General features: G+C 41.5%; 21 protein-coding genes. 11 read left to right on the forward strand and 10 right to left on the reverse strand.

The genetic code is table 11. The features are described from left to right. The first annotated feature begins 2 nt into the window (after window positions 1-2). The 6 genes from AC6JA8_RS14540 to AC6JA8_RS14565 all read left to right on the forward strand — a co-directional run bounded on the left by AC6JA8_RS14540 (window position 3) and on the right by AC6JA8_RS14565 (window position 3,785). Window positions 3-737 (forward strand): methionine ABC transporter ATP-binding protein, encoded by a 735-nt coding sequence (locus tag AC6JA8_RS14540; RefSeq protein ID WP_497974451.1) that lies wholly within the window; start codon window positions 3-5, stop codon window positions 735-737. Next, window positions 737-1,396: a methionine ABC transporter permease gene (locus AC6JA8_RS14545; RefSeq protein ID WP_497974452.1), complete on the forward strand. Its 660-nt coding sequence runs from the start codon at window positions 737-739 to the stop codon at window positions 1,394-1,396. Before AC6JA8_RS14540 ends, AC6JA8_RS14545 begins: the two co-directional genes overlap by 1 nt. Before the next feature lie 9 nt (window positions 1,397-1,405). Continuing rightward, complete coding sequence (locus AC6JA8_RS14550; protein ID WP_497974453.1) at window positions 1,406-2,191, forward strand: MetQ/NlpA family ABC transporter substrate-binding protein; 786 nt, start codon at window positions 1,406-1,408, stop codon at window positions 2,189-2,191. Between the two features lie 132 nt (window positions 2,192-2,323). Further along, on the forward strand, window positions 2,324-2,608 hold the full coding sequence (locus AC6JA8_RS14555; protein WP_497974454.1) for a hypothetical protein: 285 nt from the start codon (window positions 2,324-2,326) through the stop codon (window positions 2,606-2,608). 1 nt (window position 2,609) lies between these two features. After that, window positions 2,610-3,251 (forward strand): Rossmann-fold NAD(P)-binding domain-containing protein, encoded by a 642-nt coding sequence (locus AC6JA8_RS14560; protein WP_497974455.1) that lies wholly within the window; start codon window positions 2,610-2,612, stop codon window positions 3,249-3,251. A gap of 3 nt (window positions 3,252-3,254) precedes the next feature. Beyond that, entirely contained in the window at window positions 3,255-3,785 is a 531-nt protein-coding gene (locus tag AC6JA8_RS14565; protein ID WP_497974456.1) for a hypothetical protein, read from the forward strand. Here the strand turns inward: AC6JA8_RS14565 and AC6JA8_RS14570 are convergent. The 5 genes from AC6JA8_RS14570 to AC6JA8_RS14590 all read right to left on the reverse strand — a co-directional run bounded on the left by AC6JA8_RS14570 (window position 3,782) and on the right by AC6JA8_RS14590 (window position 9,378). Continuing rightward, a complete protein-coding gene (locus tag AC6JA8_RS14570) occupies window positions 3,782-4,501 on the reverse strand; it encodes an ABC transporter ATP-binding protein (protein WP_497974457.1) in 720 nt (239 codons plus the stop codon). The two genes, AC6JA8_RS14565 and AC6JA8_RS14570, sit on opposite strands and share 4 nt — an antisense overlap. After that, on the reverse strand, window positions 4,494-6,332 hold the full coding sequence (locus AC6JA8_RS14575) for a branched-chain amino acid ABC transporter ATP-binding protein/permease (RefSeq protein WP_497974458.1): 1,839 nt from the start codon (window positions 6,330-6,332) through the stop codon (window positions 4,494-4,496). Before AC6JA8_RS14575 ends, AC6JA8_RS14570 begins: the two co-directional genes overlap by 8 nt. Before the next feature lie 5 nt (window positions 6,333-6,337). After that, window positions 6,338-7,234, reverse strand: a complete 897-nt coding sequence (locus tag AC6JA8_RS14580) for a branched-chain amino acid ABC transporter permease (protein WP_497974459.1) — start codon at window positions 7,232-7,234, stop codon at window positions 6,338-6,340. Between the two features lie 3 nt (window positions 7,235-7,237). Continuing rightward, on the reverse strand, window positions 7,238-8,392 hold the full coding sequence (locus tag AC6JA8_RS14585) for an ABC transporter substrate-binding protein (RefSeq protein ID WP_497974460.1): 1,155 nt from the start codon (window positions 8,390-8,392) through the stop codon (window positions 7,238-7,240). Window positions 8,393-8,478: 86 nt separating this feature from the next. Further along, complete coding sequence (locus AC6JA8_RS14590) at window positions 8,479-9,378, reverse strand: LysR family transcriptional regulator (RefSeq protein WP_497974461.1); 900 nt, start codon at window positions 9,376-9,378, stop codon at window positions 8,479-8,481. A gap of 121 nt (window positions 9,379-9,499) precedes the next feature. Between AC6JA8_RS14590 and AC6JA8_RS14595 the strand changes: the two genes are divergently transcribed. Continuing rightward, window positions 9,500-10,027: a YceI family protein gene (locus AC6JA8_RS14595; protein WP_497974462.1), complete on the forward strand. Its 528-nt coding sequence runs from the start codon at window positions 9,500-9,502 to the stop codon at window positions 10,025-10,027. Between the two features lie 21 nt (window positions 10,028-10,048). On the opposite strand, the gene AC6JA8_RS14600 is transcribed toward AC6JA8_RS14595, so the two are convergent. Together AC6JA8_RS14600 and AC6JA8_RS14605 are read right to left on the reverse strand one after the other, a co-directional pair. Continuing rightward, window positions 10,049-10,786: a PHP domain-containing protein gene (locus AC6JA8_RS14600; protein WP_497974463.1), complete on the reverse strand. Its 738-nt coding sequence runs from the start codon at window positions 10,784-10,786 to the stop codon at window positions 10,049-10,051. 130 nt (window positions 10,787-10,916) lie between these two features. After that, window positions 10,917-11,942, reverse strand: coding sequence for a BON domain-containing protein (locus AC6JA8_RS14605; RefSeq protein ID WP_497974464.1), 1,026 nt, complete (start codon window positions 11,940-11,942; stop codon window positions 10,917-10,919). A gap of 391 nt (window positions 11,943-12,333) precedes the next feature. On the opposite strand from AC6JA8_RS14605, the gene AC6JA8_RS14610 reads away from it, so the two are divergent. The 3 genes from AC6JA8_RS14610 to AC6JA8_RS14620 all read left to right on the forward strand — a co-directional run bounded on the left by AC6JA8_RS14610 (window position 12,334) and on the right by AC6JA8_RS14620 (window position 16,531). After that, the gene (locus AC6JA8_RS14610) at window positions 12,334-13,320 is read left to right on the forward strand and encodes a metallophosphoesterase (protein WP_497974465.1); all 987 of its coding nucleotides are present in this window, start codon (window positions 12,334-12,336) and stop codon (window positions 13,318-13,320) included. A gap of 113 nt (window positions 13,321-13,433) precedes the next feature. Then, a complete protein-coding gene (locus AC6JA8_RS14615; protein ID WP_497974466.1) occupies window positions 13,434-15,824 on the forward strand; it encodes a S41 family peptidase in 2,391 nt (796 codons plus the stop codon). A gap of 20 nt (window positions 15,825-15,844) precedes the next feature. Then, window positions 15,845-16,531, forward strand: coding sequence for an FAD-dependent oxidoreductase (locus AC6JA8_RS14620; protein ID WP_497974467.1), 687 nt, complete (start codon window positions 15,845-15,847; stop codon window positions 16,529-16,531). 22 nt (window positions 16,532-16,553) lie between these two features. On the opposite strand, the gene AC6JA8_RS14625 is transcribed toward AC6JA8_RS14620, so the two are convergent. After that, entirely contained in the window at window positions 16,554-16,811 is a 258-nt protein-coding gene (locus tag AC6JA8_RS14625) for a hypothetical protein (RefSeq protein WP_497974468.1), read from the reverse strand. A 115-nt stretch (window positions 16,812-16,926) separates the two neighbouring features. On the opposite strand from AC6JA8_RS14625, the gene AC6JA8_RS14630 reads away from it, so the two are divergent. Continuing rightward, window positions 16,927-17,871 carry a hypothetical protein gene (locus AC6JA8_RS14630; protein WP_497974469.1) on the forward strand — a complete coding sequence of 315 codons (945 nt, stop codon included), beginning with the start codon at window positions 16,927-16,929 and terminating at the stop codon, window positions 17,869-17,871. 30 nt (window positions 17,872-17,901) lie between these two features. On the opposite strand, the gene AC6JA8_RS14635 is transcribed toward AC6JA8_RS14630, so the two are convergent. Continuing rightward, on the reverse strand, window positions 17,902-19,245 hold the full coding sequence (locus tag AC6JA8_RS14635; protein WP_497974470.1) for an ammonia-forming cytochrome c nitrite reductase subunit c552: 1,344 nt from the start codon (window positions 19,243-19,245) through the stop codon (window positions 17,902-17,904). Window positions 19,246-19,254: 9 nt separating this feature from the next. After that, window positions 19,255-19,707 carry a cytochrome c nitrite reductase small subunit gene (gene nrfH, locus AC6JA8_RS14640; RefSeq protein WP_497974471.1) on the reverse strand — a complete coding sequence of 151 codons (453 nt, stop codon included), beginning with the start codon at window positions 19,705-19,707 and terminating at the stop codon, window positions 19,255-19,257. Window positions 19,708-19,718: the final 11 nt, after the last annotated feature.

Raw genomic sequence — 19,718 nt, forward strand, 5'->3', positions numbered from 1 at the left:
TTATGATTGTTGTTGATTCAGTTTCTAAAACCTACAGTGCAAAACATGGAGCAACCAAAGCTCTGGATAATATCAGCTTTAATGTCAAAAGCGGTGAAGTCTACGGTCTTATCGGTTTATCAGGCGCGGGAAAATCAACAGCACTGAGAACCCTTAACCTGCTTGAAGTCCCGACCAGCGGACACATCTTCTTAGAAGGTGTCGATCTGGTAAAAAAGAATGCGGCAGAACTTCGTTTAGTCAGACAAAAAGTAGGAATGATTTTTCAACACTTCAATCTACTGGCCAACAGAACTGTTGCCGATAACGTCGCTCTTCCTCTGGAAATTGCTGGCTGGAAAAAAGAAGATATTGAAAAGCGCGTTTTAGAATGTCTCGACCTCGTAGGATTGCGAGAAAAAAAAGATGCCTACCCTGCTCTTTTATCAGGCGGGCAAAAACAAAGAGTGGCCATTGCCAGAAGCATTGCCAATCATCCCAAAGTTCTTCTTGCCGATGAACCAACCAGCGCTCTTGACCCTCTAACCAAGGGGGAAATCCTGGATTGTTTAATCGACTTAAATAAGAAATTAAATTTAACCATTGTTATCGCGACTCACGAAATGACAGTCGTTAAAAGACTTTGTCACCGCGTTTCGCTTTTTAAAGATGGAAAGATTCAGGAAACTCTGGAAGTTAAAAACGGCTCGGTCTCTCCAGAGACAGAATACGGTAAAGCACTAGTGAGGGATTTCTAATGGAAAATATCATCTCACTTTTGCCTGAACTGCAAAAAGCTGTTTTAGAAACGTTCTACATGCTCATTCTAGGTCTAACGACTTCCACTCTTTTTGGTGGATTGATCGGTATCTATTTATATCTATGGAAACAAGAGCGCCTGCTAAAAAACAACACACTTCATTTTATTGTTGGTGGATTAGTTAACATCGTCCGCTCATTTCCTTTTGTTATTTTAATGATCGCGGCCGGACCTCTTGCCCGCGTAGTGGTTGGAACGACTATCGGTCCCATTGCCGCCACTGTTCCTCTTTCGATTGCCGGTATCGCTTATTTTGCCAGATTAGTTGAACTTGCTCTTCTGGAAGTTCCTCGCGGGACGATTGAAGCGGCCCAATCAATGGGTGCCACTCTTCCCAAGATTGTTTTCAGTGTTCTCTTAAGAGAAGCAAGATCCCCACTCATTTTAGGTTTTACGACTTTAACGATTAGTTACCTTTCTTACTCTGCAGCTGCCGGAATTATCGGTGGTGGAGGTGTTGGAGACCTGGCGATTCGTTACGGTTACTACCGCTTCCAAACAGACATTATGATTGTCACTGTTTTGGGACTGGTTCTTTTTGTTCAAATCATTCAAATGATCGGAAACTATATTTCACGAAAATTAGATAAACGTTAGGAGTTAGTGATGAAGAAGTTGTTACTTTTGTCTTTAATGAGTTTATTAAGTGTAACGCCTGCAATGAGTGCCACTGAAAAAGTTATCGGTGCTACTGTTGGAGACTTTGCTGAGTTATCAAGAGAGAGCTTAAAGCCTCTTTTAGAAAAGAAAGGCTACAAGGTTCGCGTAGTAGAATTCACTGACTACGTTCAGCCAAACATCGCTCTTTCAGAAGGTTCATTAGACCTGAATATTTTTCAACACAAACCATACCTAGAGCAATTCGCCAAAGAAAAAGGCCTAAGCCTGACTCCCATTGCTCAAGTTCCAACAGCGCCACTTGGGATTTACCCGGGGAAACTAAAACAACTTTCAGAAGTTAAAAATGGCAGCACTGTGGCCATGCCAAATGACCCGACAAACCTGGCACGCGCTCTTTTAATCTTAGCTGATTTAAAGTGGATTGAACTTCCTCAGAAATTCGACCCGTTTAAAATTGCACCAAAAGACATCGTCAAAAACCCAAAGAACATCAAGATCGTTCAGCTTGAAGCGGCACAAATCCCTAGAGCAACTCAAGATGTGGACTTCGCGATCATCAATGGTAACTATGTCGTTAGCTCAGGTATGTCACTGACTTCGAAGTTAATGGCAGAAAAAAGCGACGCTTACATCAATTGGGCGGTTGTGAGAACTAAGGAAGTTGAAAGTGATTTTGCTAAAGCGGTTAAAGAAGCGCTGAATTCAAAAGAGTTTCAAGCTTATGCCAAAAATAAATTTAAAGGTTACAAATATCCATCAAGCTGGAAGTAAGAAAGGCCCTCGAAAGAGGGCTTTTTTATTTGTAAGAAAAAGATTGAAAACTCCCCATACTGACTCCCCCGCCTGCGCTATCCTATGAGAGGTCTTTTTTAAGAAGAAGAAAAAACAACTCGGAGGTTTTTTATGCGTAAACTTATGCTTCTTTCTCTTGCTCTATTAAGCTTCAGCGCTTTTGCTGAAGGGCCATCTGTAAAAATCACTTCATATGTTTATATCAATCAAGAGCGCAAAGTCGCTGAGCTTTGTGGTGTTGTTTCAAACGCAACAACAACTCCTACATTCGTTCAAATCACTGTAGATGAAACAAGTAAGCGCCCGGCAACTTACAACACATGGGCCGGAGCTGACGGAAAATTCTGTTCAGTAGTTGTTTCTTACTACGGTACAGCTATCGCGAAAGCACAATAATTTGATTGCAGTAATAGCAGGATCAACAGGGCTCACAGGGGCCCTGCTTTTATCCAAACTTTTAAAAGACCAATCAATAACTCAGGTGATTGCTCCCACCAGAAGACCTCTTGATCTCACCCACCCCAAATTAAAAAATGTTATCGTTTCAGACTTCGCTGATCTCATGAATCATGCGGACGAACTTAAAGGTGAACTTTATTTTTGCTGCCTGGGAACGACAATAAAGATCGCCGGCACTCAAGAGAACTTTAGAAAAGTTGATTTCGATGCTGTTGTTAATTTTGGAAAGCTAGCTGAATATCACAAGTCTCAATCTCTCGTTGTTATTTCCGCTGCTGGAGCGAATCCTCACTCTTCTATCTTTTACAACAAAGTTAAAGGTGAAGCCGAAGAAGCGCTTTTAAAACTTTCTTTAAACCGCTTAATCCTGATGAGACCAGGTCTACTTATGGGTGAAAGAAAGGCCAGCCGCCCGCTGGAGAAAGCGACAATCAAAATAACCCAAGTTCTCTCAAGTATACTTCCGGAAAGAATTGAAAAAAGCTTCGCTACACCTATTGAAGTCCTGACTGAAAGAATGTTAAAAGAAGGAAAGAATACGGCCAATAAAATTAAAATCATCAATGCCGTTGATATTTAAATTATGCTGAAACATTTCCTCACTCTTCTTTTACTTCTCTCTCTTTCATCGTGCGCTCTTTTAAGCCCAAATCCCATTCGTCAAAACGAACATCTAAATGAAAGTCCAGTCCTGGTTCCTTTCACAACGGATTATTGTTCTGAATGGCCTGATGGGAAAAAAGAAAACCCTGAGCAGTGGGCAGGTTGTTGCTTTACTCACGACCTTCACTATTGGATCGGAGGAACAGATGATGAAAGAAAGAAATCAGACGAAGAGCTCAAAGAGTGCGTGAAGATGACCGGTTCATCATTAAGTGGCTTTCTCATGTACATTGGTGTGCGTTTTGGCGGACGCCCTGGAGATGCTTCTTATTCATGGGGCTACGGTTGGACTAAGGGCCGTGAGTACGCTCCGATCAGCAAAGAACAAGCAGAAAAAGCGCGCGGACTTCTAATGAAATCCGAGCGCAACAAAAATAAAAAAGAAAAAAAATTGATTGATGACTTTGTTAAAAATTCTCTCGATATCAAAATCCAGAGTGAAGACTCTTAATGACCACCTAAGTAAGCACTCTTAACTTCCGGGCTATCCTGAAGCTCTTTTCCTGTTCCTTCAATACGAACCACACCCTGCTCCAGTACGTAAGCGCGGTCAGCAAGCTGAAGCGCACGGTAAGCAAGCTGTTCAACTAAAAGAATAGATGTCGTTCTCGTTTCTTTAATTCTTCCAACAACATTGAATACTTCGTCGATAATAACCGGAGCAAGACCCATTGATGGCTCATCTAAAATAAGAATCTTTGGTTTTAACATCAAAGCTCTGCCGATTGCTAGCATCTGCTGCTCGCCACCCGACATTGTTCCCGCTTGTTGATTCTGACGGTCTCTAAGTTTTGGGAAGATATTGAAAACTTCTTCAATCGTTTGATTGATTTCACTCTTCTTTTCTTTTTTAAAGCGCAGGAATGCTCCCAGAAGAAGATTATCCATTACACTTTGTTGCCCGAAAATTTTTCTGGCCTCAGGACAATGAGCAAGCCCCATTTTCACGCGGTCATGAGCACTGATCCCCGAAAGATCCTTTCCATCGATTGAAATACTTCCCTGATCAATATCGACCAGACCAGAAATCGCTCTTAGAAGTGAGGTTTTCCCTGAACCGTTTGAACCAATAAGAGACACCAGCTCTCCTGGCCTTAATTCGATGGATACACCTCTAACGGCCTTAATCCCACCGTAACTTACACCAACATTATCTACCTTAAGCATGGCTTGCCCCTTCAGACCCTAGGTACGCTTTAACAACGTTTGGATCTTTTTGAACGTCTAAAGGTTTCCCTTCAGCAATTTTCTTTCCGAAATCAAGAACAGTAATTTCATCCGAGATCTTCATCATCATATCCATGTGATGTTCAATCAGAAGAACAGCGATTCCGGCAGCTTTAATTTTTAAAATAATTTCGTTGAACTCGTTGATTTCCAGAGTTGTTAATCCCGCTGCCGGCTCATCAAGAAGAATCAGTTTTGGTCTCAAGGCCATAGCACGGGCAATTTCCAGACGTCTCGACTGACCGTAAGCTAAGTTCTTTGCTTGTTCGTTTGCTAGGCTATCAAGGCCCACGAATTCAAGCAGGCGGTAAGCTTCAATTTGTTTTTGCTCCTCTTCACGGGCAACCGATGGGAGTCCTAGAAGAACGGCAAAGAAAGAAGACTTATAGTGTTTATGTAAACCAACCTGTACGTTTTCTAAAACAGTCAGGTCACCAAAAAGCTGAAGGTTTTGAAATGTTCTGGCGATTCCCATCTCTGCTCTTTCATGCGGCTTTAGTTTACCGATTGATTTACCAAAAGCATTAACGTCACCAGTGGTCTGGTTATAAAGGCCAGTAATAACGTTAACAGTTGTCGACTTTCCAGAACCATTTGGACCCATTAATCCGTGGATTGATCCTGGTTTTACTTTCAGGTCAAGCTGGTTAACAGCAACCAGACCGCCAAAGCGCATCTCTACTTTATCCAGCGATAAAGGAGTGTGTCCGTCTTTACATTTTTCAATCTTAAATTCGATTTTTGATTTATCACTTGCCGTAAAAACCGGAAGTCTTTTTGCAAAAAGATTCGGGAAGAACTTCTTCATTAATCCCGCAAGACCATTTGGCAGGAAGAAAAGAGTTAAAAGAAGTAAAAGACCAAACACCATCAGGCGGTAATCTTTAAACCATGTAAATAGATCCGGAAGAATTACAACCAGGGCCATCCCGACAACGTTACCAAAAGTCGAGCGAACTCCACCAAAGATAAGGGCCATAAGAGCAAGAACTGAAAAGTCCATGCTGAATGTGTTGGGAGCAATGTAGCTGTCTAAGTGAGAAAAAAGAGCACCGGCAAGGCCAGCAATACAGGCCGACATGATGAAGGCCGTAAGTTTATAACGTACTTTTGAAATCCCAGAGCTCTCAGCGGCAATCGGACTAAACTTAATCGCCTCGAATGCTCTCCCCCAAAAACTTTTTGAAAGGTTGCTCTTAAAGTACATAACGAGAAGAAGAAACGGATAAACCAACCAGATAAATTTGTTGTCGTTAAAAGACGTGCCAAAAAACTTTAAAGGGGCCATTTGAATCCCTTTAGTACCGTTGGTTAAAGTTTCTTGCTCATTAATAAAAGTATAAATGATAAGTCCGTAAGCAATCGTTGTTACGGCCAGGTATGGACCCGAGGTTCTAAGCGACGGGAAGCCAAGAAGGAAACCGAAAAATCCGGTGACAATCACAGAAGCGATAAGCGCTGGGAAAAATGGCCACTCTAAAAAGAGAGTCATCGTTGAGCCCATGTTCGCTGCTGCTGTTGAGTTAAGAACACCCATCGTGTAGGCCCCAACCGCAAAAAGACCGGCGTGACCGATAGAGATGTCTCCGATGTATCCGACGACCAGGTCAAGGGATACAACGAGAATGGTATAAATAAAGATTCGTCCTAAGATACTGTGAACGTAGTATTCGTTCTGAACCCATAACGGCAGAGTAAAAGGAACAAGAATCAAAAGAAGTTGAAGGAGTTTAATGGTTCTTTGCGAACCTGTCAGTTGTGCTTTTTCCATTTCGACTACACCTTCTTGATGATCTTTTTCCCAAACAATCCGTTTGGTTTAAATAAAATAACAATGATTAAGAAAATAAATCCTGGCATCTCTTTATACCCCGTCGAGATATATCTCGCTGTGAAGGCTTCAGAAATTCCCAGAATTAATCCTCCGACTAACGGACCAAAACCTGATTCAAGACCACCGATGATGGAAACTGAATAAGCTTTAATCCCTAAAACCGTTCCCATTGAAGCGGAAACGAAAGTTAGTGGAGCAACTAAAAGACCGGCGATGGCAGCAATACAGGCAGACATCATAAAAGAGACAGTGATAACAAACTTCTCAGGAATCCCCATTAAGCTTGCTGTCGCTTTATCTTCACTTACTGCCTGGATCGCTTTACCGTAAATTGTTCTGCGTTTAAAGATTTCCACTCCACAAACAATTCCCAGGGAGACAATAACAATTAAAATCTCCTGAGCGTAAACCCCGATTCCACCAAATCTTAAAATGTCATCCCCTAGTGGAGAGAGCATTTTATAATCCCCTGTCGACCAAAGTTGCTCTACACCGTTTTTCATAATGATCCCCATTGCGAGGGTCGCAAGAATCCAGGTGTATTCTGACTTAAATTTTAGAGATGGCTCAACTGCACTCTTGTGCACTAATGCACCCGAGAGCATACCCACCAATAAAACGGCAATAAGTGGAACGATGAAAGGGATACCAGAGTGCTGGCCGCTTTGCATGTTCACATAAAGGATGTAGCCCACAACACCTCCGAGCATTACGATTTGCCCGAGAGAAAAGTTAATGGTTTTTGAAGTAGAGAACGTCAGGTTGTATCCAAATGCAATCAGGGCATAGATCATGCCCTGAATTGAACCTGAAATTAAAAGTTGTAGAACTTCAGTCATTTTTTATTTTTCCGATGAAATGATTTTTCCGTCTTGAACCATACCAAGAAGAACATTAGCTTCTTTTACTGCTTCGTGATCTGTTGATGAGTACGGCTTTGTGTATGTTCCAGTTAGACCTTCATAAGTAGCATTTAGGTTTTCAAGAGCTTCTCTGATTTTTGGTCCTTCTGTGTTTCCAGCTTGCTCGATAGCAAGCTTTAGAAGGTAAACTGAATCGTATCCTTGAGCAGCTGAAACCGCTGAAGAGATTGGAGATTCTTTGAACTTATCTGCATAAGTCTTAAGGAAAGTTTGTTGCTTTGGTGAAGTCGCACTAGATTCAATGAATGTTTGTGGCATCATTGTTCCGTTTCCGTTTTTACCAGCGTTTGTTGTGTAGTTTGACATAGAAAGAGTCCATGATCCGATCATCGGAACTTTCCATGAAATTCTATCCATTGAGTTAGAAACAGCTGCTAACTCAGGCCCGATTCCGTAAGCAAGGATAACGTCTGCACCTGCAGCTTTTGCTTCTTGAAGTTGAGCTGTCATGTCAGTGTCTTTAATTTTGAATTTACCAACGTAAACTGGCTTTACACCAGCAGCAGCAAGAGCTGCTTCCATTTTTTCACGTCCGTTCTGTCCGTAGTTAGTGTCATCACAAAGTAGAGCCGGTTTTTTAGCTCCTCTTTTTAATGCCTGGTTAACAATAACTTTTGATTGAACATCGTCACCAGCTGCAAGTCTGAAAATATAGTTTTCAGGATTTGTAGCGAAGAATTCATTTACCTTTGCTCCAGCAGCAAGGTTGATGATTTGAGGGATTTTCTTTTGTTGTGTGTACTGAGTTGAAGCATTCGCTACACCAGTGTTAGCAGGTCCAAGAACCGCTACAACATTTTCTTTATCAAGAAGCTCTTGCATGATTTGTCCACCACGCTCGTTTTTTGCTTCATCATCACGGTCGATCATAACGATTTTTTTACCAAGAACACCACCAGCAGCGTTGATCTCTTCAATCGCAATCTTTACACCGTTTCTCATTGAAACACCCATCGGTGCAGATCCACCAGAGAATGGTCCATAAACACCAATTTTAATTTCGTCTGATTTTTTGTTACAACCAAACATGGTAGCTAAGCAAAGTAGCCCCACTAAAATAACATTACGCTTCATCAGTTACACTCCTTGTGAATTAATAAGGAAAAGAGAAAGAACTAATAAAAGTCTAAAGAAGCTGACAGTATTTGAACAGAATTTTTTTAAATCTCGTAATCTTCAAAACTGCGTTTGATGATGTCTGTTGCAAGAGTAATGAAGGCACTAAGTTTTGGCGTCACGAATCTCTGTGCTGGATAAACAAAGTGAATCGGAGTTAAGTGTGATCTCCACTCTGGTAAAATCCTTATAAGCTTATTGGACTTTACCTCTTGATAACAATAGTAGGTAGGAAGAAAAACAATACCATCATCCATCAAGGCCATTTTTTTTAAAGCAAACATATCGTTAATAAGGATGCGGCCTGGGATAGGAACATTTAGAGAACCTTTAGCGCTTGTCATCTTCCACTCATCCACTCCAACTGGTGTAAACTGAAGACAGCTGTGATTGCGAAGTTCGCGAGGATGTGTTGGCGTTCCTTTTGTCTTTAAGTATTTTGGTGACGCAAATGGAGCAAAATAAAGAGTCCCAATTCTTTTGGCAATCAAACTAGAATCTTTTAACTCACCTGCACGAATCGCGAGGTCTACATTTTCGCTCAGCAGGTCTACCCTTCTATCTGTTAATAAAACTTCAATGCGCGCCTTAGGATATTTTTTAGTGTATTGAGAAACAATGCCTGGAAGAATACTACTTCCAAGTTCATTGGGTGCAGTAATGCGCAGGAGTCCTTGAGGCTCTCCTTGAACTGCTGCGATTTCTGATTCAGCAGCTTTGATTTCTTCTAATCCCTGGATACATCTTTTGAAATAGGCCTGGCCTGCCGGAGTGATATTTAACTTTCTGGTTGTTCTTTGAATAAGAGTCACCCCTAATCTCTTTTCAAGATTTGAGACTTTTGCACTTACGGTTGAGTTGGGCATGCCCAGCTTTTTAGCTGCCTGACTAAAGCTTCCCTCTTGTACCACACTGATAAATATCGCTACTTCATTGAAATCCATGAAAAAGATTATACATTAGGCTGAATTATAATTCCAGTTTTTCCTATCTAATAAAATATCTCAAACTCCGATAAAGTAATTACAAGAGAGAAAACAAACCTCACATACAAAAGGAGACTATATGAATACTTACAACATCGACCCTTCTCACTCTTCAGCAAACTTTTCTATTAAACACATGATGATCGCTAAAGTTCACGGTGGATTTGAAAAATTAAGCGGCAAGTTTCAATACGACGCAGCTAACTTGGCCAACTCTTCAGTAGACGTTACAATTGAAGCAGCAAGCATTAATACTCGCGAAGCGCAACGAGACGCTCACTTAAAAAGTGCAGACTTTTTTGATGTAGAAAAATACCCAACGATTACTTTTAAATCGACTCGCTTTGAAAAATCTGGTGGAGATTTAAAAATTGTCGGAGACCTGACTATTCATGGAGTGACTAATTCAGTGACTCTGGAAGTTGACGGGCCAACAGAAGAGCTAAAAGACCCGTGGGGAAATGCTAAGGTTGGTGCGAGTGCCACAGCTAAGATTAAGCGCAAAGACTTCGGTTTAACTTGGAATGCGGCCCTGGAAGCTGGTGGATTACTCGTCGGTGACGACGTCAGTATTTCAATTGATGTTCAGTTTGTAAAAGCTGTTTAAAATAAAAAACTCCAGCAAGGATTAAATGTGCACACCTTCGAACACAAGACCTTGCTGGAGCCTGACGGATTTCGAATTGAACTCGGAGTAGTTTATAAATTCAATTCTTTGCTCTCTGATGGCCTTCGCCATTGATTCAAAATTTAGGTCACAATCAATCATGGTCTTCCACGAATTGATTTGCTTGGGATGATGAAAATCTGAACTGGCAATCATAGGAAGGCCACTTTCAAAAACTTCCTCAAAAAAATGCGCACCACTTGCCACTTCCCAGGCATCAAATTTATCGCGTAAATTTTCGCGGTTATCCCAAAGATGGAAAGTCTGATGTTCTACCACTCTGGTTGATACGGGATGGGCTGCAATGGAGACAGCGCCTTGTTTTTTGATTGCATCCAATAGTTCAATAATCGTTCTGTCGGCCGGCACATACTCTTTAATACCTAAAGCAAGAACATGGGCTGAGCGCTTAAAGAACAGTGAGTTTTTAGTGAACTCTACACCTGGAATGACCAGCATCCCATACATCTCCATCGCTCTCTTAGCTTCGAGTTCGATTTCTTTTAAGTATGAGTTAAAGGTTTCTTTCGTCAGGGTTTTATCCAGGAAATTAGACGCTTTCCCTAAAAAAGATTCCTCTTCACAAAGATGGTCTGTGATCGCAATGATCTTGAACTTTCGTTTGCCATACAAGTCGACAATTTCAGGAATGGTTAGCTTCCCATCACTGTACGTCGAATGAATGTGCAAATCTGTCATCTTCATTGACTAAAGATTGCGAGAAAAACTCTGTCTTGTCTCGTTAAGATTCAGTCAACTCGTTCCTGATAAAATCTTAATAAAAAAGCCCCGGACGAATCCGGGACCTTATTAAAATATTTATCGCAGACTAAAGATGACCAGAGCCTTTTGACTGTGAAGTTGATGATTTAGAGCTTGATGATGTTGCATTTTTTCCACCGGCCGAAGAAGCAAACATTGAGTCGTCTGCTCTTTTAACTCTGATTTCATTTTTTACATCATCTACGCCTGAAAGGTTTTCAATGGCCATTTCAGCGGCACGTTTAATTTCTTTACTTTCAACAGTTCCTGAAAGCGTCACGCAGGCCTCTTCGACTTTCACTTCAATATCGCTTGCATCAATTCTTGGGTTTCTTGCCAGCGTTTCACAAACTTCTTCTTTGATGCGATCGTCAGAACGTTTGTAACCTTTTGGCCCTTTTCCTGTGAAGCTTGAATGCCCCATTCCCATTTGTGAATCGTAATCGCGGTCTACTGAGCCTTCTCCATATGAAGAAGATCCCATCCATCCAGATTGACCCTGACGACCGATTCCAGAGTTGTATTGATAGCGGTCGTATTGACCTTGATGCCCCCAAGAATCCATGCTTGATGGATAACCAAATCTTTCAGAAGATGATCCTGATCTTTCAAGACCTCTGTTTGAAAAATTTCTCTCAGGTCTATCCCAAGATCTTTCTCTATCCTGACCTAGCCCTCTCTCTGGTCTATGGCCGCTAAATGATCTTCCATAAGAAGATCTATCATCATCTAAAGATGAAAACCTTGATGGCGTTCTGTTGCGATCATTTGTTTCATATGAATCGTAAGAAGAGCTCATTCCTCTTTGGTGTCTGTCTGGACGATCATAAGTAGCTCCGTCCAGGTCATAATCTGTGTCTCTGAAGCTTGGTGCCCTTCCGGCCTCATAAGCATCGTCTCCCCACGAACTAGTTGTGCCTGAGTAGTTTGCTCTGTTTTCATTGCGGTATTGTCCACTTGTTTCATACTCTTGGTCTTGATCATAATTTTGTCCATATGATGAAGTTGAATTAAACTGGCCTCCTCTTTGTCTATTAAGTGAAGAAGTGCTGGCATTCCTAGTAGGCTGTTGTCCTTGGTGTTTGCGGTTCATAAAAGTCCTCCATGTTTTAAGTTCTACGACGTGTAGAAATTTTTCTTAAGTTTTAAAGAAACATAAGCTCACTCTTAAAAGCAGTTTGCATGCCAAATTCGAAGAGCATAAAACGCGGTGCTCACTCTTAAGAACGGACATTATTCCAAAAAGAAAGGGGCAAAAACGGAAGTCACATCAAAGTAAGCATGGAGTTATTCACAATTTTAGATTTGCATTAGGAAGACGTTTTCGTATGATGAGAGGCAGTGAGAAAGATGTGATTCCATTTTTATTTGTCCTCTCTTCATTGTTTGCCTACACCTGTTTTAAAGGATTACAGATCGCTCCTACGCACCCCTATATCATGTTTGCAGGAACCTCCGTTTTTTTCTCACTCATGATTTCTTCCATGTTTATTTCGCGCAACAAACCTGATGCCTTTGAGGCCAAATGGTTTATGGTATTAACGTGGATTGGCTCACTCTTTATGGGATGGTGGGGAACATTTATTATGATCTCTATTCCCATCGATATTGTTCATTTTGTTTTTTCCATGTTTAAAGATGGCGAATTTTTTATTGGTCCTCACGGTTATGCTATCATTCTCGCCCTTTCTGCTCTTGTGACATTCCTGGGATTTATTGAAGTGCTTCGCGGCCCAAAAGTTGTCGAAGTAGATTTGCCAATTAAAGATCTTCCTTCGGGGTTAGAAAATTTAAAGATCGCCCAAATCAGCGATCTGCACATTGGGCCAACGATTCAAAGCCGCTACGTCAATAAAGTTGTGAAAAAAACAAATGCCACTCATGCTGACTTAGTTGTGATTACTGGTGATCTTGCTGACGCTCATACAGAACCAATCAAAAAACACTTACGACCACTGGGAGAATTGCAGTCTCGTTTTGGAACTTTTTATGTCACCGGCAACCACGAGTATTACTGGGGTGTCGAAAGTTTACTGCCAGAATTAAAGAAATTGGGTTTTGAACTCTTAATCAACACCAACCGCGTTCTCAATGTTGGCCCTGCTAAACTTTTAGTGGCCGGTATTTCCGATCCAGTAGGCAGATCTTTTTCAGAAGAACACCGCCCTGATTTAAAAAAGGCCCGTGAAACTCAGGAAAAAACTGATTTTAATATTCTACTTGCCCATAGACCTGATCCCTATGTGAACGCCGAAAAATATGGCTTTCAATTGCAATTTTCCGGACACACTCACGCTGGACAATTCTTTCCTTTTAGTCTGCTCATCCCTATCGCCCACCGCTACTACAAGGGCCTCAATCGCCATGGAAAACTCTGGCTCTACGTCAACCCGGGAACAGGGTACTGGGGACCAGCTCACCGCTTTGGTATTTCTTCCGAAATCACCCTTTTAAAACTGTCTAAAGTTTAAACACTGACCAATTCTTTTCCTTTACTTCGCCTCCAGCGTACTGAATTCAGAAGCCTTTTGTCGGCATAAGCTTTGCTCTTTTAATCACATCTATTCTTAATAAAGGATGTTTAATGAAGTCATTACTTTGTCTTCTTTTGATTTTTTCTGCAGGTGCTTTTGCCGCTGAAGAAAATCAGTTCAGGCCACTTAAAGATGTCCGCAATCAGATTGTCTTTAAGCCATTATCTGATGAAGATAAAGAGCTTATTATCTCTTATACCAGAACTCTTTTTTCCAAAGTCTATGTAAACCTTGAACATAAAATGTCGATCTATCCGACCAATCCTCTAGCAGATTTAAAGATCATTGAAGACCGCTACCACGAAATGGATGAAGTTGAATTCCACCAAAGGATGCTGGCTATTTATACCAGCGTTCGCGACTTCCATGTAAACTACAATTTGCCTAAGCCTTATGCTTGCTATAGTTCATTGACTGGTTTTTCTCTTCAAAAAATGAAGGCCAACAAAATCATTGTGACTTCTGTTAACCTCAACCTTAAAAATCTTTCTCCCGATCTTCAAAAGCTAACACCGGGAGATGAGCTCGTAAGCTACCAAAATACATCACCCCTAAGTTATATTAAATCTCGCTCGTCAGCTGTTGGGGCCTCAACACCTGACGCCGTTATCGTTCAGGGTGTTTTTGATCTTTATTTCCGCAGCTACTATGGATCAATCCTTCAAAAAGATAATGAAATTACCGCTTCCTTTAAAAAACCCAATGGAGAAGAGTACTCTGTTGTTGCTCCATGGATTGCGCGTTTTAATCCTGATTGTTTAAAGGAAAAAACCGAAGAGAAAGTTCAATCAGGTAAGACTGATGAGAACTTAAGAGAAGTAAAATTAAAAGAGCGTAAGAAGTTCTTCCTTAACTGGAAAAATAAATTTATTACCTTCTTTAAGAATAAGCTTCCACTAGTGAAGAAAAAATTTCTTAACTCTGATACAACGTTAGTAGACCTGAGTACTCCCCATACGACAAAACACCCTAACCTTTTCTGGAAAGTGATTCCTTACCAGGGACAGAACTTTGGCTATTTAAAACTAGACAGCTTTGATGCACCTGAAGGAACAAATGCTGCCGTGGCAGAGGTTAAAAAAGTCCTGACCCAAAACCTGGCAGACACAAGTGCTTTGGTTATCGACCTGCGCGGAAACTACGGTGGACAAATTTCATTTGCAGAAAAGATGGCAGCCCTTTTTGGAGCGATGCCAGTTAAGAGTATTCCTTTTTATGTAAGAGCCAATGATTTTATGACTTTTATGTTTAAAGATGATCCATCATGGCTGAAGTTGATGATCCCTCAAGCAAACAATAACACATTAGTTGGACCGGGAAACCTGACGACTCTGACAGACCTTTCTCGCGTTTCTCAAAGCTACTTTGGTAAAGTTGTTCTCTTAACAAACAGTGAGTGCTTTTCATCATGTGATCTTTTCTCTGCTGTTATGAAAGACTACGCTCGCGTTAAAATCTATGGTACTGACCACTCTACTTTTGGTGGAGGGGCCAACGTCTGGGCAACCGGCTATATGAAACCGGCATTCGAATCAATTGATATGCCAGTACCACCACAAAACATTTCGATGCGTGTAACTGCTAGACATGCTCATCGCCTGGCGGATAACTCTTTAATTGAAGACCGTGGTGTGGCGACTGATATTATTCTTGACGAAGAAACTGATGATCTTTTAACTCAAAACTCTACAGTCGTTGCCAAGATCTACAACGATTTTTTAAAAGACCCTGCGCTGAAAAAATCTTCAGAGACTTTCGTGAATTTTGAGCAAAAATCATTTCAAGTTCACGGCAATGACCTGGTTAACCTGATTGCCTCTGTAGGTAACATCGATTACATTTCAGTCTTCAAGAACAAAAAATTTGTTCAGCGCTTTGAAAAAGATGAAGAGGATAAGATTGCTATCACCCTCAATTCTAAAAATACTGCGTATGGAACAGAGTCAGTAGAAATTTACGGCTTTGACCGCGATTCATCTACGCGTTTGCCGGTTTTAAGAACCTCGCTTCTTCTCGAGACTCTACCTGAATTTAAAAAACTTCAAGACTTAAACGTTATTGGTGACACTATCACCACTACTTATCCTAAAAATACAGATTGCGGATGGCAAAAATCGGCCAATGCTCTCGTACTTGAAGGGTATTGCCCGGAAACATCTACTGAGGCGACACTCTCAATTGAACTTCCTCAAACTGAAGCCATTCTTTCATTTGACCTGATCATGGATACAGAGCCTGATTATGACTTCTTTGAAATCGTGGCCATCGTCAATGGCGTGGAAACGACATTAATGGAGCCAGTGTCTCAACCGCAAAACGGAAGCTTCCAAATCAGCCTCGCGGCCTTTGCCGGTAAGAACATTGACTTAAAATTCAAAGTTATCAGTGATGAAGCTTTCTCTGGAAAGGGCGGAAGTATTTCTAATATTCAAATTCAGTAATTCTATGTTAGGTTGGTTGCATGAGTAATCAACCTGACATTTTTAAAGCAGTCATCACCGAAGTCACACAAGTCACGGCCAGAATCAAGGCCTTTAAAATCGAGTACGGTTCTCGTTCATACCATTTTAAACCAGGCCAATGGATAGATCTCTATGCCCCAATTGAAGGCAAAAATATTGGTGGCTATACCATCACCTCCGCTATCCAGGAAAAAGGTCTTATAACCCTTGCTGTGCGCGAATCCAATACGCATCCAGTGACTCAGTTCCTTCATCAGGTTAAAGCAGGACAAGAGGTCATGATTACTGAAGGCCAGGGAAAATTCTTTTTAAAGGAAGAGCACATGAACTCTCCTTTAGTTTTTATCGCTGGAGGTATTGGTGTCACTCCTCTTCTTTCGATGTTTAGAAGCGTGGATAAAACGAAAACATCACTTAAACTCTTCTATTCTGTTTCTTACGAGGAAGACATCCTCTTTCGCGAAGAACTAGCCCCCTACAGTGTGTTTTGCGCAACCAAAGGGCATTCACCATCATGGCAAGGTGAAACCACTCGCATAAATCTGGCAATGCTAAAAAAATATGGAACGGATTTGGGGTCACATTTTTTTATCTGTGGCCCGCGACCGATGATTGATTCGATGGTGAGCGAACTTAAAGAAGCAGGCGTCTCAGCAGATCACATCCACTTCGAAAAATGGTGGTAGTGCTCAAAAGTGATACACTTTCTTACTCTTTCACAATACATTCGTAGCTAATTGTCGCCAGTGCACCTGAATACTCTACAATCTCTTTCTGGCAGCTAATTTCATTATCATGTCTGACGATTGTTTCAATTGAAAGACCCCTTACTTTGGCCCCAGAAGTGTATTCGTATTGACCTTCAAGACTATTAAACAGATTTTCAGCATCTTTACCTGTAATTCGAGTTTCAGCAAAAGCAGAAACAGACATTAAAAGCAGGGCGAACGTCATAAACTCTTTCATAAGGGCTCCATTAATTATTTAATTCGATTATGCCTGAGTCAGGGCAGCTCTCAAGGGATACAGTATTTTTTACATAAAACCCCCTGCCCCCCTCGATTCGTCCTACAATAACCGCATGAAAACAATCCCAACACTTGTCCTGCTTTTAGGTGGTCTTCTTACCAACTTGGCCTTTGCCCATGACTGCCCTCTCAAAGAGAACAGTCCGGTTATTGAAGCCTATGCCGTTTCCAGCTCCGGCCAAATGGACTGTGGGTATGTCACTAATGTGGAAGACATGATTATTGGAGTCCAAAGATTCAGTGAAGAAAAAGTTCCAGTGAATCTTTTTGTCCAGCATATCTTTGATAATGCCAGCTTTGATGGTGGGACTATTATCCAGGTTCCTGAACGCTTGATTTTTACCAGCGAGTTTGGGCAAGAGTTCCCAACGACAGTTGTTGCCAACCTGGCCACAGTCGCCCATGAATATGGTCACGCTCTTCTTGAAAAGAAATTAGAGAATGCTCTTTTAAAACAATTTCCTCAATATGCAGGCTACATTACTTTTAGCCAGGATATTTCTGCACTTAAAATTGCAGCGGTTAAAAACCCGGACTCAAAAGATATTCAACAAAAGCTTGAAGCAAAAAACAAAGAACTTCTTAACAATAAAAATTTTATTCGTTTTGCCCGCGTGACAACGGCCTATTCTGAACTCTATGCTGACGTTGTGGCCAATTACCAGTTTGATGACAAGAGCGCCATCTTCACGGCCCTATACTACGATGAGATGAATGACAGGGCCTTTAGAATGGTTCAGACTCGAGACTTTAATACGGAGTTCACTGACCGTCATAAAGTGTTTATGACTGAAGAGCACGGATACTTCGCGTACACTAGAACATATATCGGAAAAAACCTGTGGCCGAAAAATTTGGATGAAAAGAAAGTGATGTTAAAAAAGATTGGTGACGCTATCGTTGAGGAAGTGAGGATTCTTTTAACAAAAGGCTCGGACCTTCCAGACTATGAAGCGGCCAATAAGTCACTTATTGAAAGATTAAAAAAGCTCAAATAAAAAAGGCCGCTTAAAAGCGGCCTTTCTTTTCTATTTTAACATCAATTGCCCTTCTCTGATCTTATCCAGCGCCTGCACCATCAAGCGGGCGGCTTCCTGAGGAGCGTGGAATCCCGCAGAGTTTTCTGCTTCCACGAAATCGATTAAGAACTGAGCTTCTCTTTGTAGGTTTTGTGCCTTTTTAACTTTTGCCGGGTCAAAGTTTTTCGCCTGAGCATTTTTTAAGTCAGTGATAAATGCCATGAGAGCATCCAGGGCCCTATCGCGCATTTCCAGGTGTCTTGATTGAATCAACTCAACTTTACTAAGTAACTCTGACTCTGGTGAGTGGTGGCATGTCTGACATGACTTATTAATGTTCAGAAGCGGGCTTCTCGCCTGGTGGTCTGTAATCTTCATTGCACCAACGCGCTGATAAGGCATGTGGCAGTCTACACACGAAACACCAGACTTCGCATGAACACCCTGGCTGAACATTTCAAACTCAGGGTGCTGGGCCTTTAAGACTGGAGCTTTTGTTTCTGCATGAATCCAGTCCTTATGTCCATTCTCCTGGTACTCTTTTAAAATCTCATCCGCTTTAATCCCTTTATCCCAAGGGAAAGTTAAGCGCTTTTCAGTTCCTTTAAAGTAATATTCAACGTGGCATTGAGCACACACAAACGTGCGCATCTCCTGACGTGTGGCCATTTTATTAACTTCATACTTTTGAACACCAAGAGTTGCTTTGTATTTTGCAATCCCTTCCATAAAGGCCGGGCGAGTGACTCTCAATTGCATGCTTTGTGAATCATGGCAGTCGATACAACTCACCGGGTGCTTCACCCCTTTGGCCGCTTCGTGATAAGGCATCTTATTCATAATCTCGAAGCCTTTTTGAATATCTCCATTCCCAAGTTTATACATCATAGGATAAGTCGAAGCGTGACAGTTTAAACAGGCCCCTGGCTGAGGAACCTGCTGGCGGCCAGTGAAGAGTTGATCTTCAAGCATGTAAGCGTGACCTCTTTCTTCGCGAAAGTCTTTACTGAATGCATACCCAAGCCACATCATTTTTAAACGCGGGTCTTCTTTTAATTTATCTTGGGCCACATGATCGCGTGGATCAGCACTTGAAGGCATGCGCGGGATTGATTCAGAACCACCGTGTTTGGTGCGGACTTGATCAACAGTTCTTAAATAAGTGTCGTATTGTAGAGGAAAATTCTTTCCCCAAACTGCCGGGTCATCTTCCAATGGTGAAATCTCGACCACGCGAAAGAATGGATTTTTCTGTTCACTCTTTTTCACCGCAATGTCAGTGGCCAGAAAACCAATTCCCGCTCCGACGATGATAAAGATGACAACGATTAAGGCCATTTGTTTTTTATTCATTTTCCCCTCTTAATGGCTGTGACCAACATCCCTATGGCATTGCACGCACGAGCGTCCCTCGAGCAAAGGTTTTTCATGTTGGGCCGAGTTCATTAGATCTCCATGGCAGTGCAGGCACGACTTCATGGCAATATCAAAATTGTGTTCTCTTATTCTGATGGGGTCGCGGTATTTTCCGGTGGTAAACTTCCATCCGTGGTTAAAACCATTTTCCGCTTTATTGAGATACTTAAGATAAAATTCTTGAGGAGCATGACATGAATTACAAGTCGCCACACTTTTATGCGACGATTTAGACCAGCTATCGTACTGGTCTTTCATAATGTGGCAGTTAACACAGGCCTTTGGATCATCCTGAAGATATGAATACCCTTTTCCGTAAATAAAGGTAAAAGAACCCAATCCTAAGAAGAGACCTATCACTGCGCAAAGAATAACGAAGATGGTTATTTTGCTTTTCAAGCTCTCTCCTT

Source organism: Bacteriovorax sp. HI3, assembly GCF_059738875.1.

Excerpts from the sequence above, each read along its gene's own strand:
- AC6JA8_RS14540 (WP_497974451.1), top strand. The coding sequence starts at position 3 with ATGATTGTTGTTGATTCAGTTTCTAAAACCTACAGTGCAAAACATGGA.
- AC6JA8_RS14545 (WP_497974452.1), top strand. The coding sequence starts at position 737 with ATGGAAAATATCATCTCACTTTTGCCTGAACTGCAAAAAGCTGTTTTA.
- AC6JA8_RS14550 (WP_497974453.1), top strand. The coding sequence starts at position 1,406 with ATGAAGAAGTTGTTACTTTTGTCTTTAATGAGTTTATTAAGTGTAACG.
- AC6JA8_RS14555 (WP_497974454.1), top strand. The coding sequence starts at position 2,324 with ATGCGTAAACTTATGCTTCTTTCTCTTGCTCTATTAAGCTTCAGCGCT.
- AC6JA8_RS14565 (WP_497974456.1), top strand. The coding sequence starts at position 3,255 with ATGCTGAAACATTTCCTCACTCTTCTTTTACTTCTCTCTCTTTCATCG.
- AC6JA8_RS14570 (WP_497974457.1), bottom strand. The coding sequence starts at position 4,501 with ATGCTTAAGGTAGATAATGTTGGTGTAAGTTACGGTGGGATTAAGGCC.
- AC6JA8_RS14575 (WP_497974458.1), bottom strand. The coding sequence starts at position 6,332 with ATGGAAAAAGCACAACTGACAGGTTCGCAAAGAACCATTAAACTCCTT.
- AC6JA8_RS14580 (WP_497974459.1), bottom strand. The coding sequence starts at position 7,234 with ATGACTGAAGTTCTACAACTTTTAATTTCAGGTTCAATTCAGGGCATG.
- AC6JA8_RS14585 (WP_497974460.1), bottom strand. The coding sequence starts at position 8,392 with ATGAAGCGTAATGTTATTTTAGTGGGGCTACTTTGCTTAGCTACCATG.
- AC6JA8_RS14590 (WP_497974461.1), bottom strand. The coding sequence starts at position 9,378 with ATGGATTTCAATGAAGTAGCGATATTTATCAGTGTGGTACAAGAGGGA.
- AC6JA8_RS14595 (WP_497974462.1), top strand. The coding sequence starts at position 9,500 with ATGAATACTTACAACATCGACCCTTCTCACTCTTCAGCAAACTTTTCT.
- AC6JA8_RS14600 (WP_497974463.1), bottom strand. The coding sequence starts at position 10,786 with ATGACAGATTTGCACATTCATTCGACGTACAGTGATGGGAAGCTAACC.
- AC6JA8_RS14605 (WP_497974464.1), bottom strand. The coding sequence starts at position 11,942 with ATGAACCGCAAACACCAAGGACAACAGCCTACTAGGAATGCCAGCACT.
- AC6JA8_RS14610 (WP_497974465.1), top strand. The coding sequence starts at position 12,334 with ATGTTTATTTCGCGCAACAAACCTGATGCCTTTGAGGCCAAATGGTTT.
- AC6JA8_RS14615 (WP_497974466.1), top strand. The coding sequence starts at position 13,434 with ATGAAGTCATTACTTTGTCTTCTTTTGATTTTTTCTGCAGGTGCTTTT.
- AC6JA8_RS14620 (WP_497974467.1), top strand. The coding sequence starts at position 15,845 with ATGAGTAATCAACCTGACATTTTTAAAGCAGTCATCACCGAAGTCACA.
- AC6JA8_RS14625 (WP_497974468.1), bottom strand. The coding sequence starts at position 16,811 with ATGAAAGAGTTTATGACGTTCGCCCTGCTTTTAATGTCTGTTTCTGCT.
- AC6JA8_RS14630 (WP_497974469.1), top strand. The coding sequence starts at position 16,927 with ATGAAAACAATCCCAACACTTGTCCTGCTTTTAGGTGGTCTTCTTACC.
- AC6JA8_RS14635 (WP_497974470.1), bottom strand. The coding sequence starts at position 19,245 with ATGAATAAAAAACAAATGGCCTTAATCGTTGTCATCTTTATCATCGTC.